This is a genomic window from Victivallis vadensis, from assembly GCF_003096415.1.
Taxonomy (GTDB): domain Bacteria; phylum Verrucomicrobiota; class Lentisphaeria; order Victivallales; family Victivallaceae; genus Victivallis; species Victivallis vadensis.
In genome coordinates this window covers 68,564-85,244 of the sequence record NZ_QEKH01000001.1, presented here as the reverse complement: position 1 = coordinate 85,244, position 16,681 = coordinate 68,564, and the positions used below count along the sequence as shown (strand labels likewise).

The following is a 16,681-nucleotide window of genomic DNA, read 5'->3' as shown; positions in this document are numbered from 1 at the left end:
AAAATGGTCAGATTGAGTGCGCTGGGCAGCGGCAGCAAAGGCAATGCGCTGGTCCTCTCCTGCGGGGACGGGTCGATTATCGTGGATGTCGGTTTTTCCAGAAAGGAGACCTGTTGCCGGCTGCGGACTCTCGGTCTTAATGCCGAGGAGATCAAGGCGGCGCTGCTGACCCACGAACACGACGACCATTCCAAAGGATGCCGGGTGTTCTGCGACGAATTCGACATCCCCTTATGCACCTCCTCGCTGACCGCGAACTTCCTGCGCAAGAAAGGCAAGCTGCCGGTGCGGGTGTTGGAGTTCGAGCCGGGCGGGGAGTTCCAGATCGGGGGCTTCGGGGTGGAGCCGTTCGCGGTTCAGCACGACGCGGTCAACCCGGTCGGCTTCGTGATCCGGCGCGAAGGCCTGAAGATCGGCATCGCGACCGACCTCGGCGATATCAATATGCTGGCGATGCAGCGGCTCAGCGACTGCGACGCGCTGGTGCTGGAGAGCAATTACGATGCGCAGATGCTGCGCGATTCCGACCGGCAGCTCTATCTGAAACGGCGGATTCTGGGGCGGCACGGTCACCTCGACAACATGGCGGCCTGCGCGGCGCTGGACTATCTGCTGACTCCGCGCACGCAGTTGCTGCTGCTGGCTCACCTGAGCAGCGAGTGCAACTCAATTGAAATCGTGCGGCCGCTGTTCGAGCGCCGCCTCGCTGAGCTGGGGCGTACCGATATCGAATTCGGGATCATCGAGCAGGACCATCCGCTCGGAACCTTTGAACTGGAGCCGGAGCTGCCGGCGCTGAAGGCGGGGTGTTAGGCATGGCGCAACAGGATGCGATCAAGGTGTTCTGCCGGAACTGCCACGCGAAGCTGGACGTGACCGACCTGGAGCCGTTCAGCCATGTGGAGTGCCCGGAGTGCGGCACCGTGCTCCGGGTCCCGAAGCGGTTCGACCGCTATCTGCTGGAGAAGGTTTGCGGCATCGGCGGCATGTCCAAAGTCTACCGGGCGCTGGAGCCGGAGTTGGCGCGCCGCGTCGCGGTCAAAATCCTGAACGAGGAGAGCGAAGAAAATGACGGCGGGCGGCGGTTTCTGGAAGAAGCGAAGCTGGTCGCGAAGATCAACCACCCCGGCGTGATTCCGATCTATAACTGCGGCGTGGCCGAAGGCCGGCCGTTTCTGGTGATGCGTTATATGGAGAACGGCAGCGTCGAGGAGCTGCTCCGGCGGGACGGCCTGGCCGACGTTTCGATGACCGCCGGCTGGATGGCCAATATCGCGGAAGGGCTGGAGTTTGCGCTGCGGCAGCAGAGCGTCGTGCATCACGACATCAAGCCGGGCAATATCCTGTTGACCTCGGAATGGGAGGCGAAGCTGGGGGATTTCGACCTGGCGGACGTCCGGGAAACCGGAGATGCGTTGACGCTGTGCGACGGCTGGGCCAGCCCCGGCTATGTAAGCCCGGAGCGGCTGCTTTACGGCGGCGAGGATTACCGCGGCGATATTTTCAGCCTCGGCGTGACGATTTACGAGGCGATGACGAAGCTGGTGCCGTTCGGCGTGAAGGGAACGCCGGAGGAGTTGCTCGACCGGCGCGCGAATCCGCATTACCCGGAGCTGTGCAAGGTGAATAAGCAAGTGACGCCGGAGTTTTCGGCGCTGGTCGGCCGGATGCTCAGCTATCTGCCCGAACAGCGTCCCGAATACCGGGAGATCATCGCCGGGCTGAAACTGGCGGCGGTGCCGGAAACGGAAGGAAAAGATGAAGGCGAAGGATTGGTCCGGAAACTTTCCGGCTGGTTCAGGCGGTGAAGAATACCCTCGGGAATTGAAACCAAGGCAGGATATGAATATCAGAAAAAAAGTCATCACCTTTCTTTGTGTCGCGGGATTTTTTTCCGCGTTTGCCGTGATTCCGCTGTTTATTTTCGGCGGCAGTGAGACGGTCCGGTTCTTCGGCGGAATTTTCGGCGTTACGGAGCTGCGGTTCGGCGACGCGCTGCCGCTGGTGACCCTGATCGGCCTGCTGGGAGTGTTCGGAACCATGATGCTGGGGTGCCTGCGACTGCTGAAGAATGTGGTCGAACCGGTCCGGCGGATGGCGGAATTCACCGACCATCTCGCGGGCGGCGATATGCCCCAGCCGTTGGCGGCGATCGAGCAGGAGGCCGACGAAATCGGTTCGCTGCACGCCGCGCTGAACTTCCTGCGGGACCGGCAGCAGAATCTGCAGGGCAAGCTCAAGCTGAGCCTCGCGCGCGAAGCCGAGGTGAAGCGCGAAATCGAGCGGCACGACCTGCTGCAGCTGCGCATCCTGACCGGAATGCTGCCGGAGCTGCGGCAGCCTTTGAGCATCATCAAGGGGATGGCGCTGGTGCTGAAGCAGGGGATCGAGGAGGGGCGTACACCGGACGGCGAGGAGTTGCGCATTCTGGATGTGATCGGCAAGCGGATCGGTTCGTTGTCGCGGCGGGTGGACCGGATGGACGACATCGGTTCGCTGTCGCGCGAGCGATGGAGCGTGCTCCATCTGGAATCTTTCAATACGGCGGATTTCCTGCGGGAGCTGACGGAGCGCAGCACCCTGTCGCTTCAGGCGCGCGAAATGACGCTGGTCAACCATTTTTCCTCCAGTGCGCCGCAGGGAGTGCGGACCGACCGGGAGCTGCTGTTCCAGTTGATGAACATCCTGATCCGGGCTGTCGCCCGGGCGTCGGCTCCGGGGGAAACGGTGGTGCTCTCGTGTTATTCGGAGCGTCACCGGGTGATTTTCGAGGTTCGCGACAGCCATCACGGCGTCTGCCGCGAGGAGCTGGCCCGGATCTATCTGGAACACCGCAAAAACGCCGATCCGTCGATGCTTTACCCGACTTCGGAGAGTCTCGGCGTGCTGGGGCTCTGCTTCGTCGGCGATATCGCGACCAGAATCGGCTGCCGCCTCGAAGTCGAGAGTACTCCGGAAGCGTATTCCATCCTGCGGCTGGAACTGGATGAAAAGGACTGCACGGTCGATTCCGCTGAAAATCGGGCCGGCAACTGGCGCAGCAGCCGGTCGAGCCAGTCGGAGCCGGACGGCAGCTCTGAGGAGCCGGAGGGAAGCTGTACGCCGATGAAAATCCTGCTGGGCGACGACAATACCGACGAGGTTTTTATTTTGAAACGGATTCTCGGGGCGGAGCTGATCTCGGTGACGGCAGTGGATACAGCCGAGGCGATGCAGAAGGAGGCGGAGCAGGGGGATTACGACGGTTTCGTGCTGGTGGCTCCTTTCCGCACCTGCGATCCGGTGGAGCTGGTCGTCCAGCTGCGCCGGGCGGCCGGGCGGCGTGAGGTTCCGGCGGTGGTGGTGGTGCCGCGCCTCTCTGAAGAGCGGTTCCGGCAACTGCGTGAACTGGGGAGGGCGTGGGGGATGACCTTCCCGCTCAATTACGCGCTGCTGGCGAAATTGCTGCACCAGGCCGGCGGCCATGTTCACAGCCGGGGATATGCAAACAGACCGTGACGGAGAGTGATGGCGGCGGAGGGGGCGGACGCTGGATGCTGCCGGTTCCGCCGGTGACGGTGCGTAAAGTGACGGGAGGAGGACGATGAGCGGAGGGGATTCCTGGCGGTTTCGGGCCGTGATTTTCTTTTCGCTGCTTCTGGCGTGGGCGGCGGCGGCATTGTTACGCGCGGTCTGGCTGGCCGGCCCGCGCAGCGCGGAGTATATTGCGCAAGGGGAGAAGATGGCCCGCTTTCACGGTACGCTCCCGGCGATGCGCGGCCGGATTCTGGACCGCGCCGGGCGCACGCTGGTCTGGAGCGAGCGTTACTTCGACCTCTATCTGACGCTGCCGGAAGGCATGACGCCGGAGGATGAAACCTTTGACGCGGTCCGGAAAACCGTGAAGGATTTGAAAATTCCGGAAGCCGGAACGGGGACGCCGATGCTGCTCAAGCGCGACCTCGCTCCCGCGGAGCTGCTGGCGCTGGAGCCGGTAGTGAAGAACAACCGCGCCTTCCGCATCGAATCGCGCGTGGAGCGGATCGCGGTCAGCAACCCGGCGGCGCGGAGCCGTCTGGGCACGGTAAAAAGGGAAAACGGCGAACTGGTCGGCGCATCGGGGCTGGAAGCCGAGTTCGACGCCCGGCTGCGCGGCAGGCCCGGGCGGTTCGAGGTGATGCTGGACCGTCGCCGCAACTGGATCGCCGGCAGTTGGAAGCTGCTGGAGGAACCGGCTCCGGGCGAAGACGTCAGGCTTGACGTGACGCTGGAGACGTTGATGCGGCGTCCTGCCGGAGAGGAGGCGGAGCAATGAATCGACGGAGTCGCAAACTGCCGTTGCTCGGCCCTGAAACTCTGGCGCTGCTGATGACATTCCTGATCGGCGGCTGGGGGCTGCTGACCATCGTGAGCAGCCAGTCGCATGCTTCGGAACCGTTTCTGCTGGCAGGGAAGCAGCTGATGTTCCTGATTCTCGGGCTGGCGGTGATGTGGGGAGCTTCGAAGGTGCCGTTCCGGTTTTACTGCCGCAATGCGTGGATTCTGATGCTGGCGGCGTTCGGGCTGTTGCTGCTGCTGCCGCTTTTCGGAGTGCGGGTCAACGGGATGTGCGGCTGGTTCCGGCTCGGCGGTTTCCACTTTCAGCCGACGGAGCCGGCAAAGGGAATCTATTTGCTGACGCTGGTGATCGCGTTTTCGAAGCTGCGCTCGGACAACCTCCGCTTCTGGGGCGGGGCGCTGCTGACTCTGGTCTGGCTGCTGCCGATCCTGCTCCAGCCGGACTTCGGCACGGCGGCGATCTATCTGGCCGTTTTCGCTTCGCTGTACTTCCTGTCGGGCGGTTCGTGGCGGAATTTGCTGCTGCTGGCGGCGGGGGGCGTCGGCACGGCGGCGCTCTTCGTCTGGCGCCATCCGTATGCGTGGCGGCGGATCACCGGGCTGTTCAACCCTGACCTCGACCCGCTGGGCAGCGGCTGGCATATCCGCCAGTTCGAGCTGGCGATCGCGCGCGGCGGGTGGTTCGGGGCGAAACTGGGCGGAGCGGTCTGGAGCAACGCCTATTTGCCTTTGGCCTACAATGATTCGGCCTATGCGACGATGGCGGAGACGCTCGGATGGTGCGGCGTGCTGCCGGTCTGGATCTGTTTTACGGTCCTGATCGCGTCGCTGCTGCTGCTGGCGTTCCGCTTCGGGCTGGCGCGGGAAGCGCGTCTTTACCTGCTTGGCGCGGCGGCGCTGGTCGGCATCCAGACGCTGGTTCATATCAGTGTGAATTTATGTCTGCTGCCGACAACCGGGCTGACTTTGCCGTTGATCAGCTACGGCGGCAGTTCGCTGTTCGGCTGTTGTTTACTGCTCGGCATCGCGCTGAGTGCGGCCAATGAGACGGAATGATTCGACAAGGAATAAATTGGATATGACGGAAAAAGAGTTCGATCCGGAAAAAACGGTTCCACTGGATGATACCTCCACGATTGCGCTGGATGGAGAACGCACCATTCCGCTGGAACCGCTGTCCCGGGCCGCTTCTGCCGCGGAGAATGGCGGAAAACGGAAAAAACGGCTGTTTGGGTTCCGTATCTTCTCCTTCCGGAAACGCAGGGATGTCGGTTCCGTGATCGAATTGCTGCGCGACAAACGGCCTCCGCAGGAGGTCGCGTTTCTGGGCAACGAAGAGCGACTCGACCTGATCGAAGATAATTACGAGCTTGGCCGGGAGTTCGCCGAGGGCGGACAGGGGAAGCTCTACAGCGGCTTCGACCGCAGGCTGCGGCGGCTGGTGGCGATCAAATCCCTGCGGCGCGAGCTTTCCGGCAGGGAGCGGCAGCGCCGCCTTTTCCTGACGGAAGCGCGGGTCACCGCCCAGCTGGATCATCCGGCGATCGTGCCGATTTATGCGTTGAACTCCGACCGCGAGAATGGCCTGCATCTGGCGATGAAGCTGGTGAACGGCGAGAATTTCAAAAGCTATCTGGAGCAGGTCGTCACCCATTACCGGCTGGACGGCATCAATGCCTATGATGAGGAAAAGTCGCTGCATTTCCGGCTGGATGTGCTGCTCAAGGTCTGCGACGCGCTGGAATACGCGCACAGCCGCAACGTGATGCACGGGGACCTGAAACCGGCCAACATCATGATCGGCGAATACCATGAAACCTACATCATGGACTGGGGGATCGCCCGGCGGATCGGAGAGAAGCCCGAGGAGGCGGAGACCCCGGACGGCAAGAAGGGAATCTGCGGGACTCCCCACTACCTCGCTCCGGAAATGGTCGTCGGCGAGGTTTGCGACCAGCGGGCGGATATCTTTGCGATGGGCGTGATCCTGTTCGAAGCGGTGACGCTGAAAAGCGCGTTCACCGGTTCCTCCGTGCAGGAGTTGATGGAGAATATCCGGGATGGCCGGATGGAGCCGCTGGAGCATCGCTTCCACGTCCGGATCGACCGGGATTTGAAAGCGGTGATCCGCAAGGCGACCGCCACCAGCCGCGACGAGCGGTATCAGACCATCGGCGAACTTTCCGAGGACCTGCGGCGCTGTCTGATGGGGCTGGAGGTGCGGGCAAATCCGGACAATCCGGCGATGAAGGCGGTACGCTGGTGTTATATCCACCGCCGGATGACGCTGATCCTGATGCTGACCGCATTGCTGATCGGCGCGGGAGCGCTGGCGTTTTCGCTGTACCGGGAGTTCCGGGTATCCGAGGAGATGCGCAAAAGGGACTATGCGCTGGGAATGGCCTATTCGGTCAGCACCCATGCCGGTTACCGGCTGGATGAACAGTTCTCCAAACTTGAGCAGATGACCGATGCGCTGGCGGCGGATGTGCAGTTCCTGCTGGATTACGACGTGCACAAGGAAAGCGGGCACGGCAACAGTTCGGCAGCCTTTTATCCGGTGGCGGAAATCCGGGAGAAGGGTTGTCCCGGATTGGTCGATTCGGTATTTCATCACGGCCGGATTTCGCCGGACGCGGTTGCCTACCACACGACGCCGGATACCGATCTTGCCCGGCTCCGGGAGCGGCTTGATCCGATCTCGCGCTTTATCCCCCGGCTGCTCCAGACCATTCTGGAGAGTCCGGTGAATGCGAAGGTCACCCTCGGCAATCTGGAGCGGCTCAAACGGTCGGCCTTCCTGGACGGTACGCCGATCATCCGGGTATTGTTCGGCTTTGCGGACGGTCTGTATGTGGCCTATCCGGCCAGCGGCGCTTTCCCCGCCGGTTACGATCCGCGCCGCCGCGTCTGGTACGGATTCCCGGAAAATCCCGAGGCCGAACGCGCCGTCTGGTCGAAGCCTTACATCGACGGCATCCCGGAAATCGGGCTGGTGATTTCCTGTTCCGTGCCGCTGTATTCGGCGAAGGGGCGGGCCGACGGTGTCTGCGCTGTGGATATTTCGCTGTCGGAGCTGATCGAGGAGCTGCACTCCTCCGGCAACAGCGGGGATTATGTGCTGGAAAAAGCGATCGTGGATGATTCCGGGCAGATCATCGTCTCCACCACGCGGGATTTCGCAAACGCCAAGCTGCACAGCTACAGCTCTTCCGATGAAGAGCCGACGTTCGCGAAGCTGGATAATGAGGAATTGTGGAACGACTTGAAAGAGCGCAAGTTCGGCTTGAGAGTCACTCGCGACTCCAAAGGGGAAATGGTGGTCTACACCTTCTGCCATATCCGTTCGGTGAACTGGTTCTATCTGGAGAAACTGAGTCAGGAAGGGGTGATGAAGTTTTTTCAGGATTTCCGTTCCCTGCCGGGAGAGGCGGCGGATGATGAAAAAAGCCCGGCAAAATCCGCCGGGCGATGAGTTTCAATCCACTAACGTGGCCGTTCCCCAGTTGGAACGGTCGGCGCTGTTGTTCGCCACGCCGCTCCACATGAACTGGCGCAGCCGTTTGGGCCCGTCGTCACTGTCGTCGAGTCCGAGGTCGAACCGGAACGAGAGGCCGGTTTCCGGCTTGATCCGCAGCGCCTCCCACGGAATTGCCGCCTCCAGCGTATAGCCTCCGGCATTCGGGATCACCACGGCCTGCACTCCGGCCTGAACCGGCTGGTTCACAAACCAGCTGCCGCCTTTCGGCTGGGCGGCGGAGATCAGCAGTTGGCGGTCGGAAAAGAGCAGCGGGCCGGAACGGTCGGGAGATTCGCCGCCGGTGAAAAGCTCGATGCAGTCACTCTGCCACAGGTCGGCGCCGGTGCGGCTGTTCCGGGCGGGGGTGGAATCGACAACTTCGGCATACAAATACAGGTTCTTCTCATCCCAGCAGAGCCAGAAGTCGGCTCCGGTTCCGCCGGTTTCGGCGCCGGTGACGAGACAGGAGCCGTCGAGCCGCTCCGAGGGACGGCCCGGCCACGGGGTTTTCACGCCGTCCACTTTGTGGCCGGGCAGGGCGCGCGGAATCTGGAGGCGCTTTGGAGTGCGATTTCCGGCACTGCCGGCGGCGCGCCACACGAAAGGTTCGACGGCACCGAGTTTGAGGTCGTAGATCCGGTAATTGGTTTTCATCGCCTCATGCAGAAACTCCTTGAACGGCCGGTCGGCCACATTGACCAGACCGATATTCATGCACTCGCCGTTGTAATGCTGGAAGTACCGCCCGGTCAACGCCTGGTCGAGGTAGGAAAACCACTGGCTGCCGACGACATAGGGGAGGGCGGCCGCCTCCTCGACGTAGCTGCGGTAGGCTTGGCCGCGCTCGGTCTGACTGCGGGCGTCGATCACACCGCCCGCCAGCCCCTGCTCGGCGGTGCCGAAGCTCCATTCGGAAAGCAGCAGCGGCTTGCCGGAGAGCCGGTGAATCTTCTCCAGAAATTCCGGTTCGATGGAACGGGAATAGTAGTTGATGCTGAATACGTCACAGTATTTGCCGCACGCTTCGACCGCCGCTTCAACGCTGATGTTGGCGGGCAGGAAGCGGGCGCCCAGCAGCAGGTGGTTCGGATCGTATTTGCGGAAGGTCCGGGCGATCAGCCCGAAATAGGCGTCGAAGAAGTGCCGGCTGTATTCCTGCATGTCGTTCCACGCCGCCTCGGTCTGCACCGGCAGCGGCAGGTCGTTCAGTGCGTCGAAGTTGGCGGCTTTCAGGCCCCATGCGACATTGAAGCGGTCGATGGCGCCGTATTTGCGTTCCAGCAGTTTCACCAGCTCGCGCTTTGCCGCCGTTTTGCCGTCGAAGCCCGGAACCTTGCGAGCCACATCGCCGTAGGGCTGCTCGTTGGCGATGAAGTAGCCGATGATGGTCGGATCGTCCCTGAAGCCGGCGATCGGGGCGAAATTTTCGTCCAGTTCCCGGCGGAAGGTTTCGTTGAAAGGATCGCCGATATCGCCGACCAGTCCCGCCTTTTTGAAAAGTCCAGGCGTGCGGCCGAATTTAGCGGCTGCATTGACCGGAGTGTATGTGGTGAAAGCACCGTCGCTGTTGAAGCCCCACTTGCGCAGGCGGCTGATCTGCTCGCGCTTCCATTCGTCAAGTTCATAGGGACGGCCGGTTTTGCGGATGCGGTTCGCCAGATAGAAGGAGAAATCGGTGGCCCAGTGTCCCCGGAAAGCGGTCTTGTATTCGCTTTCATACTTCGGCAGCCACTCGTAGATCTGTTCGCGCCCCTTGATGTAGGTGTGGTCGTCGCCGGGACAGACCGTGCAGACGCCGAGCTGGAAAAAGAGGTCGCCCTCCGGCGTGACCAGCACATCACGCCCCTGAACTTTGTCCAGCCGGAAGAAACCGGTTGCTTTCAGATTGAATTTTCCGCGGCTTCCGGCCATGCCGCCCCACGGCGCGGTTTCGGGCGGCCGCAGCGAACCGTAATAGGCGCGGTCGGCGGCGATGTCGGCTTTCAACTGCGCCTCATCGGTGATCTTGCCGGGAAAGTCGAGATTCTTCGGCTGGCCGAAACGGTCGACCCGGACCGGGACGGCTTCGGGCTGTTTCGAGCTGAAAGTGAGTGTAAACTCCTGCGTGCAGCCGGGATAGACATCGGTGTAGAGGATGAGCTGGAAGATTTTCCACTTCCACTCCCGGTTGTCCTGAAGCTGCCAGAAGCCCTTGCCGTCCAGAGTGATGACGATGGATTCGGCGCTTTGAGGATCGGTGAGGCGGAACCAGGAGCCGTGGAGCTGGACGAGATGCGGCTTGGAGGGCTGCTCTTTCGGAAACACGCCGCTTTTTCCGTCCGGTCCAAACGCCCATTCCCCCTTGCCGCCGAACATGATCGGCAGGAACATATCCCAGATGAGCTTGCCTTCGGCGGCGGTTTTCATGCTGCCGCGCAGCCGGTCGCCGTCCAGAGTGAGTTCGATCCGCGGGGCGCGGTCGGCCAGATAGGTCAGTACGGCTTTGCCGCCGTCCAGCCGGACTTTCGGCTTGACTGTTTTGCCGCCGGTGTTGAAACCCGGATAGGAAAAAATGAATTTCCCCATCGTGCCGCCGTCGATTTCCACGCCGGATTCCGTAAGCCGCGGCATTGCCGCGAGCACGGCTGAGGCCGAGAACAGCATTGCCATGAAAAATAGTCTGAGCTTCATTGATTGTTTCCCTTATCTGATTCAATTACTGTAAATGACACGCCACATCGGACCGGCCGCATTATCGTTTTCACAGCCTCGCAGGTCATTGACTCCTTTGGAGGCGGCACGGCCGTCGATATAGAGGATATTGCGCTGGTTGTTGTGAACGAAGTATTTCAATTGTAATATGGAGTAGTTTTCATTGAATTTCGTGCTGTAAACGGCGAGTGTGCCGTCGGAGACATAGACCACGTTGCCGAGTGTCGGCCTGGGATTTTTATATACGGTCCGAATCTGGTCGATCAGGTTTCTGGTGCGAACCGTATAATTTGGAACTCCGCTGTTGGCATTGCCGAACTGACTGGTATTCAACGCGGAGCAGCAGCTGGCGCCAACTCCGGCTCGGCCGCGCGGAATCTGTCCCCAAGCCGGATTCCAGCCCGCTACCCCCTGACCTTTGAGGTTGGCGACTTCATGCCCCGGTGCAACTTTGACCATGGCCGGACAGTTGAAAACCCGGAAGTTGTTGGTATAACGTTCCAATTTCTGATACCAGCGCCCTTCGAGAATCGGTTCTGCGGTCAGGTTGCCGACATTGCCGCCATTCGGAAAATAGTCATCACTGTCTCCCTGATACATGGCCGTCGCTTGACCGATGGTTTTGAAATTGGACAGGCAGGTTGCGGTTTGCGCCTTTTCCCGCGCCTTGTTCAGTGACGGCAGAAGCATCGCAGTTAGAATCGCGATGATAGCAATTACTATTAAAAGTTCTATTAACGTAAAACGGTTCATACTATGTGGTGCTCCTTTCGATCAGTTCGGGTTCTATGGTCATTTGGATGGTGCGGGCGGGATCATTGATTTTATCGAGCAGGTGGCTGACCGCGAGGCGGCCGAACTCCTCAAGCGGCTGGCGGATGGTGGTCAGGGCGGGTTCCAGATATTCGGCGTTTTCATTGTCGTCGAAGCCGATGACCGCGAGTTCTTCCGGGATACGCAGCTTTTGCGCGCGGGCGGCTTTCAGCAGTCCGGTCGCGATGTCGTCGTTGCCGCAGACGATGCAGCGCGGCAACAGCTTGTTGTCCAGGAGATAACGCAGTCCGGCCTGTCCGTCGGCATGGCTGTAACGGCCGACGCGGGGAACTTCGGGTACACCGTTGCCGCAACCGTTCAGGATGCGGGCATCGTCGAAGGTACAGCCGCTCCCGGCGAGGAATTCACGAAGGCAACGGACGCGCTCGATATGATGGCGCTGAGGATTCGGGGTCAGCTCGCCGACGAAACCGGCGCTTTCATACCCCTTGCGCCGGATCAGTTCGGCGACCTGCCGCATCCCGGAGCGGTTGTCCACGCCGATTCCGGCGGCGGTGACGCCGGGAAGCTGGTTGTTGATTACCACATACGGATAATTCCGGGCGTTGAAGTGCTCGAAAAGCCCGCGCATCTGGTCGGTAAGCGGATTGCTGTCGAGCGGGAAACCGATCAGCACCAGCGCGTCGATCCGCTTCACGTCCATATAGTAGCGGTAATCCTCCCCCTGAATCAGCAGTACCTGATAGTGGTGGCGGGAGGCTTCACGCCCGATGCCGTTCAGCAGCCGGAAGGTGTAATTGGACAAATAAGTATCGGTGTGGTCGCCGGGCAGCGTGACCGCGAAACCGATGGTCCGCGTGCTTTCGCCGCGCAGCAGCTTGGCCCCGTAGCTCGGACGGTAACCGAGCCGGTCGGCGGCGGCGAGCACCTTTTCGCGCGTCTCCGCCGAAACCCGGATATTGGCGGAGGAACCCGGATTCAGGATCTTCGATACGGTTCCGATCGAAACTCCCGCCAGCTCCGCGACTGTTCTGATTCCTGTTCCCGGCATGTATGGCTCCTGATGGATTCATCTCTTAGGCAAACGTTTTATCATCTCTTTTATTATACCAAAAAAGATTGCGGATGTCAAGTGATAAAACGTTTTTTTCTGAAAAAAATCATCAAAGTTTTCCACATGGGCATGGATAATCCGGGATTGGCGGATATATTGAAAAGAGGAGTTGTGTCATGGAAAATACGTTTGAATGCCGTCCGGGGTGCGGCGCCTGCTGCATCGCGCCGTCGATCTCGTCGCCGATTCCGGGAATGCCGGAAGGCAAGGCCGCCGGAGTCCCCTGCGTGAATCTGGACCGGGAGTTCCGCTGCCGAATCTTTCAGGCACCGGAGCGTCCGGCGGTGTGCGGTTCGCTGCGGGCGACTCCCGAAATGTGCGGTTCCTGCCGGGAAGAGGCTCTGGCGATCCTGACGGAATTGGAGCGGCTGACCACGCCGGAAGGAAATGGAGCGGCTGATCCATTGTAAGGTTTCGTTATTTATTCTATTATCCGTTTGAAATCTCTGTCGCATATCCGAATATTCAAGATTTGCAATGTATTCGGTTTCTTGGCTGGAATATCAGGATTTCCGCATTATATTAAGTAGATGTCCAAAAACGGGAATTCTGGATTATGATTCATCTTTTCTTCGAACGTCTGTTGAAAACATTTTCCGGCTACTTCCGGAAGAGCGAACTTACCGTACAGGGCGGCTATGCCGAAATCTGGCGAATCGCGTGGCCGTTGGTGATTCTGAGCGCCAGCAACACCATTATGATGCTGACCAACCGGGTATTTCTCGCATGGAATTCACCGGAGGAGATCGCGGCGGCGATGCCCGCCGGCCAGATGTTTTTTACGCTGATGGCGTTCTTTTTGATCACCACCGGTTTCACTGCGACGATCGTCGCCCAGTTCCACGGCGCGAACGATCGGGTCGGGTGTGTGCGGGCGGCGTGGAACGGTTTCTATTTCGGCGCGATGGTTGCCGCCTTGCTGATGTTCGCGCTTCCGGCGGGCGGAAGCTGGATCATCATGCACAACGGCCACTCCGCCGGGATTGCCCAGTATGAGCGCGAATACTTCGTCGCGATGGCGCCGTGCGCCGGTTTCACCTGCATGGAAACCGCCTTTCTGTCGTTTTTCACCGGCCGCGGCAAAACCATGCTGGTTGCGGCGGTCAAGGTTGCGGGCTGCTTGGTCTGCGTGCCGCTCAACTATATCCTGATCTTCGGCAAGCTCGGATTGCCGCCGCTCGGTATCCTCGGCGGCGGGCTGGCCAACAGTTTCGCGAACCTTTTTACCATGCTCACCGCAATTACGCTGTTCCTCTGCGTGAAGCAGAGCGAATACCCGACCCGGGAGCACCGGCGGTTCCACTGGGAGTTCGTGAAAAAACTGGTGTTTTTCGGCGCTCCGGCGGGGTTGCAGACCTTTATCCGCAACGCGGCGTTCGCGATCGTGGTGATGATGATCGGCAACCTCGGCGACGAGGCGCTGGCGGCGACCAGCATCGCTTTGACCATCAATATGCTCGGTAATATGCCGATGATCGGTCTGCTGGATGCGACCAGCGTGATCACCGGCCAGTATATCGGCCGCCGCAAGCTCAATGTGGCCAACCGCATCGCGGGGCGTTCGCTGCGGCTTCTCTTTGTATGGATGCTGACCGCGTCGCTTTTCTACATCTTCGCGCCGGAATTGCTGATCCGGCTGTTCAGTTCTCACAACGCCAGTTCGACTGGGATGAATTTCGAGCAGGTCACCGCCAACGTGATTTCGATTCTGCACTGGGCGGTGATCTTCAATCTGCTCGACGGCACCCGTTTCATCACGATGGGCAGCCTGCGCGGCGCGGGCGATACGCGCATACCGCTGCTGATCGGCATGGCGACTTCGTGGCTGATCCAGATTCCGGGCACGATCCTGCTGGTTTACGTGATCCACGCGACGGTGTCGGAGGTCTGGATGCTGATCACCTTCTACATTTTCATCGACGCGGCATTGATGCTGTGGCGGCGCGGCACCGGCGCATGGCGGCGGATCAAAGTGATCGAATTGCCCGCCGCCGGAGGTGACGGCGATGAAAAATCCGAGGCGGCAGTTTGCTAAAATCCTCTCAAGCTGTTATATTCTCCTTTACAGGAATATTTCAGCCAAGAGGAGAGCGCCATGTTTTTTGAACAACTGACCGAAACCCGGCGGCAGGGAGTCACCGCAGTCGAGACAACCGCCGACCGGACCATTTATTACTTTCACGACGGCGACGGCTTCCGGACCGAGGAGGAACCGTTCAAGCCGTTCATCCTGTTAAGCTCCCCGGAGCAGCTCAGCCAGTTCGAGGGGGCCTTTTCGCCGACGCCGCTGGCCGGCGATATGACCTTCAAACTGATGGCTTCGTTCCCGGATGTCAAGACTTACGAAGCCGCGCAGAAGTACCTGAAAAAGACGCCGAACGGCCCCTGGACTTTTTTCCGCGACCTCAGCCAGCAGGCGCTGCTGGAGGGGAAAAGCCGGCTGTTCAGCGGCATGGAGTTTTCCGAACTGCGGCGGCTCAGCTTCGATCTCGAAACGTTGACCACGCCCGGCTACGATTTCCCCAATTCCGACCGCGAGGGCGACGAGATCGTGATTATTTCCATGCGCGACTCCACCGGCTTCGAGCTGGTATTGTCGCAGGAGGACATGAGCGAAAAGGAGCTGATTCAGGCCTTTGTGAAAACGCTGGCCGAACGCGACCCGGACGTGATCGAAGGTCATAACCTCTGCCGTTTTGACCTCCCTTACCTCGAAGCGCGCGCCAGACGCCACAAGGTGAAGCTGGCGCTGGGGCGGGACGGTTCGACCTTCTCAAAGCGGAGCAGCCGTTTCAATATCGCGGACCGGATCATCAACTACAGCCGGTATGATGTATGGGGCCGCCATGTGGTGGACACCCTCCATCTGGCGATGCTCTATGACGGCGCGAACCGCAACCTCGAATCCTACAACCTCAAATATCTGGCGAAGCACTTCAGGATCGCCTCCGACGAGCGAACCTATGTCGACGGCTCGAAGATCACCGAATTGTGGAATTCCGACCACGCCACGCTGCTCGCCTATGCGCTCGACGACGTGCGTGAAACCGAGGCGTTGAGTGCGGTGCTCAGCCCGAGTTATTTCTACCAGACGCAGCTGCTGCCGCTCAAATACCAGAATGTGATCATCCGGGGCAACGGCACCAGCCTCGACGCGCTGCTGACCTGCGAATATCTGCGCAAGCGCCACAGCCTGCCGCTGCCGGAAGCGCCGCGCCGTTTTTCGGGGGCGCTGACCCGCGCCGACGCGACCGGAATCTTCCGCAACGTCTGGCACTGCGACGTGCGTTCGCTGTATCCGTCGATCATCCTCGCCGAAAAGTGGGTGCCCTCGCGCGACGAGCTCGGTGAATTTCCCCGGCTGCTGGGGGCGCTGCGCACTTTCCGGCTCGCGGCCAAAGACGCCGCCCGCACCGCGGAGGACCCGGCGAAGAAGAAATATTTTCAGGCGCTGCAGAGCACTTTCAAGATCACGATCAACTCCTTTTACGGCTATCTCGGTTTCTCGCAGGGGACCTTCAACGACTTCGACATGGCCGAACGGGTCACCGCGCGCGGCCGCGAAATCCTGACGATGATGCTTGACTTCCTGACCGGCGCGGGGGCGAAGGTGCTGGAGATGGATACCGACGGCATCTATTTCCAGCCTCCCGCCGGCGTCGGAAAGCCCGCGGAGTTCGGCCGGAAAATCCAGGAGATTCTGCCTGCCGGAATCGAAGTGGAGCTCGATTCGGTCTACGACGCGATGTTCTCCTACAAGAGCAAGAACTATGCGCTGCTGTCGCCGGACGGTGTCGTCAGCATCACCGGGGCGGCGCTGAAATCTCGCGGTCTCGAACCTTTCCAGCGCCGGTTCATGGCGGAGATGATCGACGCGCTGCTGCGCGATGACCGCGCCGCGATTCCACGTGCTTACGACCGCATACGCCGGTCGATCGAAAGCCGGAAAATCCCGCTCGCCGATCTCGCCAAAACCGAGACGCTGAACGATTCGCCGGAGACCTACAAGCGCAAGCTCGCCGCCGGAACCGGCCGCCGCGCCGCCGCGTTCGAGCTGGCGATCCGGTCGGAGCGGGATTACCAGTCGGGCGATCAGGTCACCTACTACATCACCGGGGAAAAGAAAAAAGTGTCCGCGGTGGACAACGCCAAACTCCTCGCCGACGCGCCAGAAGGAGAACGCGACGAGAATACCGCCTACTATCTGAACAAGCTCGATGAGCTTTACAGGAACTTCGAGAGCTTCATCCTGCCGCAGAAGTAAT

General features: G+C 60.5%; 12 protein-coding genes. 9 read left to right on the top strand and 3 right to left on the bottom strand.

Annotated features, from left to right (window positions below; genetic code table 11):
• Positions 1–3: 3 nt before the first annotated feature.
• The 6 genes from C8D82_RS00395 to C8D82_RS00370 all read left to right on the top strand — a co-directional run bounded on the left by C8D82_RS00395 (position 4) and on the right by C8D82_RS00370 (position 7,792).
• Positions 4–813, top strand: a complete 810-nt coding sequence (locus tag C8D82_RS00395; RefSeq protein ID WP_116882281.1) for an MBL fold metallo-hydrolase — start codon at positions 4–6, stop codon at positions 811–813.
• A 2-nt stretch (positions 814–815) separates the two neighbouring features.
• A complete protein-coding gene (locus tag C8D82_RS00390) occupies positions 816–1,808 on the top strand; it encodes a serine/threonine-protein kinase (protein ID WP_116882280.1) in 993 nt (330 codons plus the stop codon).
• Positions 1,809–1,842: 34 nt separating this feature from the next.
• Positions 1,843–3,498, top strand: a complete 1,656-nt coding sequence (locus C8D82_RS00385; RefSeq protein WP_165832729.1) for an ATP-binding response regulator — start codon at positions 1,843–1,845, stop codon at positions 3,496–3,498.
• 85 nt (positions 3,499–3,583) lie between these two features.
• Positions 3,584–4,294, top strand: a complete 711-nt coding sequence (locus C8D82_RS00380; RefSeq protein WP_116882278.1) for a penicillin-binding protein 2 — start codon at positions 3,584–3,586, stop codon at positions 4,292–4,294.
• Entirely contained in the window at positions 4,291–5,373 is a 1,083-nt protein-coding gene (locus C8D82_RS00375; RefSeq protein WP_116882277.1) for an FtsW/RodA/SpoVE family cell cycle protein, read from the top strand. Before C8D82_RS00380 ends, C8D82_RS00375 begins: the two co-directional genes overlap by 4 nt.
• 22 nt (positions 5,374–5,395) lie before the next feature.
• Positions 5,396–7,792 carry a protein kinase domain-containing protein gene (locus tag C8D82_RS00370; protein WP_165832728.1) on the top strand — a complete coding sequence of 799 codons (2,397 nt, stop codon included), beginning with the start codon at positions 5,396–5,398 and terminating at the stop codon, positions 7,790–7,792.
• A 3-nt stretch (positions 7,793–7,795) separates the two neighbouring features.
• Here C8D82_RS00370 and C8D82_RS00365 read toward each other — a convergent pair whose 3' ends face one another.
• Genes C8D82_RS00365 through C8D82_RS00355 form a run of 3 tightly spaced genes read right to left on the bottom strand, consistent with a single transcriptional unit; the run spans position 7,796 to position 12,353 of the window.
• Positions 7,796–10,507: a sugar-binding protein gene (locus C8D82_RS00365; protein ID WP_116882275.1), complete on the bottom strand. Its 2,712-nt coding sequence runs from the start codon at positions 10,505–10,507 to the stop codon at positions 7,796–7,798.
• 21 nt (positions 10,508–10,528) lie between these two features.
• A complete protein-coding gene (locus C8D82_RS00360) occupies positions 10,529–11,281 on the bottom strand; it encodes a type II secretion system protein (RefSeq protein ID WP_116882274.1) in 753 nt (250 codons plus the stop codon).
• A 1-nt stretch (position 11,282) separates the two neighbouring features.
• Complete coding sequence (locus C8D82_RS00355) at positions 11,283–12,353, bottom strand: LacI family DNA-binding transcriptional regulator (RefSeq protein WP_116882273.1); 1,071 nt, start codon at positions 12,351–12,353, stop codon at positions 11,283–11,285.
• A gap of 179 nt (positions 12,354–12,532) precedes the next feature.
• On the opposite strand from C8D82_RS00355, the gene C8D82_RS00350 reads away from it, so the two are divergent.
• The 3 genes from C8D82_RS00350 to C8D82_RS00340 all read left to right on the top strand — a co-directional run bounded on the left by C8D82_RS00350 (position 12,533) and on the right by C8D82_RS00340 (position 16,680).
• Positions 12,533–12,826, top strand: a complete 294-nt coding sequence (locus tag C8D82_RS00350; protein ID WP_116882272.1) for a YkgJ family cysteine cluster protein — start codon at positions 12,533–12,535, stop codon at positions 12,824–12,826.
• 146 nt (positions 12,827–12,972) lie between these two features.
• Complete coding sequence (locus tag C8D82_RS00345; RefSeq protein WP_116882271.1) at positions 12,973–14,451, top strand: MATE family efflux transporter; 1,479 nt, start codon at positions 12,973–12,975, stop codon at positions 14,449–14,451.
• Between the two features lie 60 nt (positions 14,452–14,511).
• Positions 14,512–16,680: a DNA polymerase domain-containing protein gene (locus C8D82_RS00340; RefSeq protein ID WP_116882270.1), complete on the top strand. Its 2,169-nt coding sequence runs from the start codon at positions 14,512–14,514 to the stop codon at positions 16,678–16,680.
• Position 16,681: the final 1 nt, after the last annotated feature.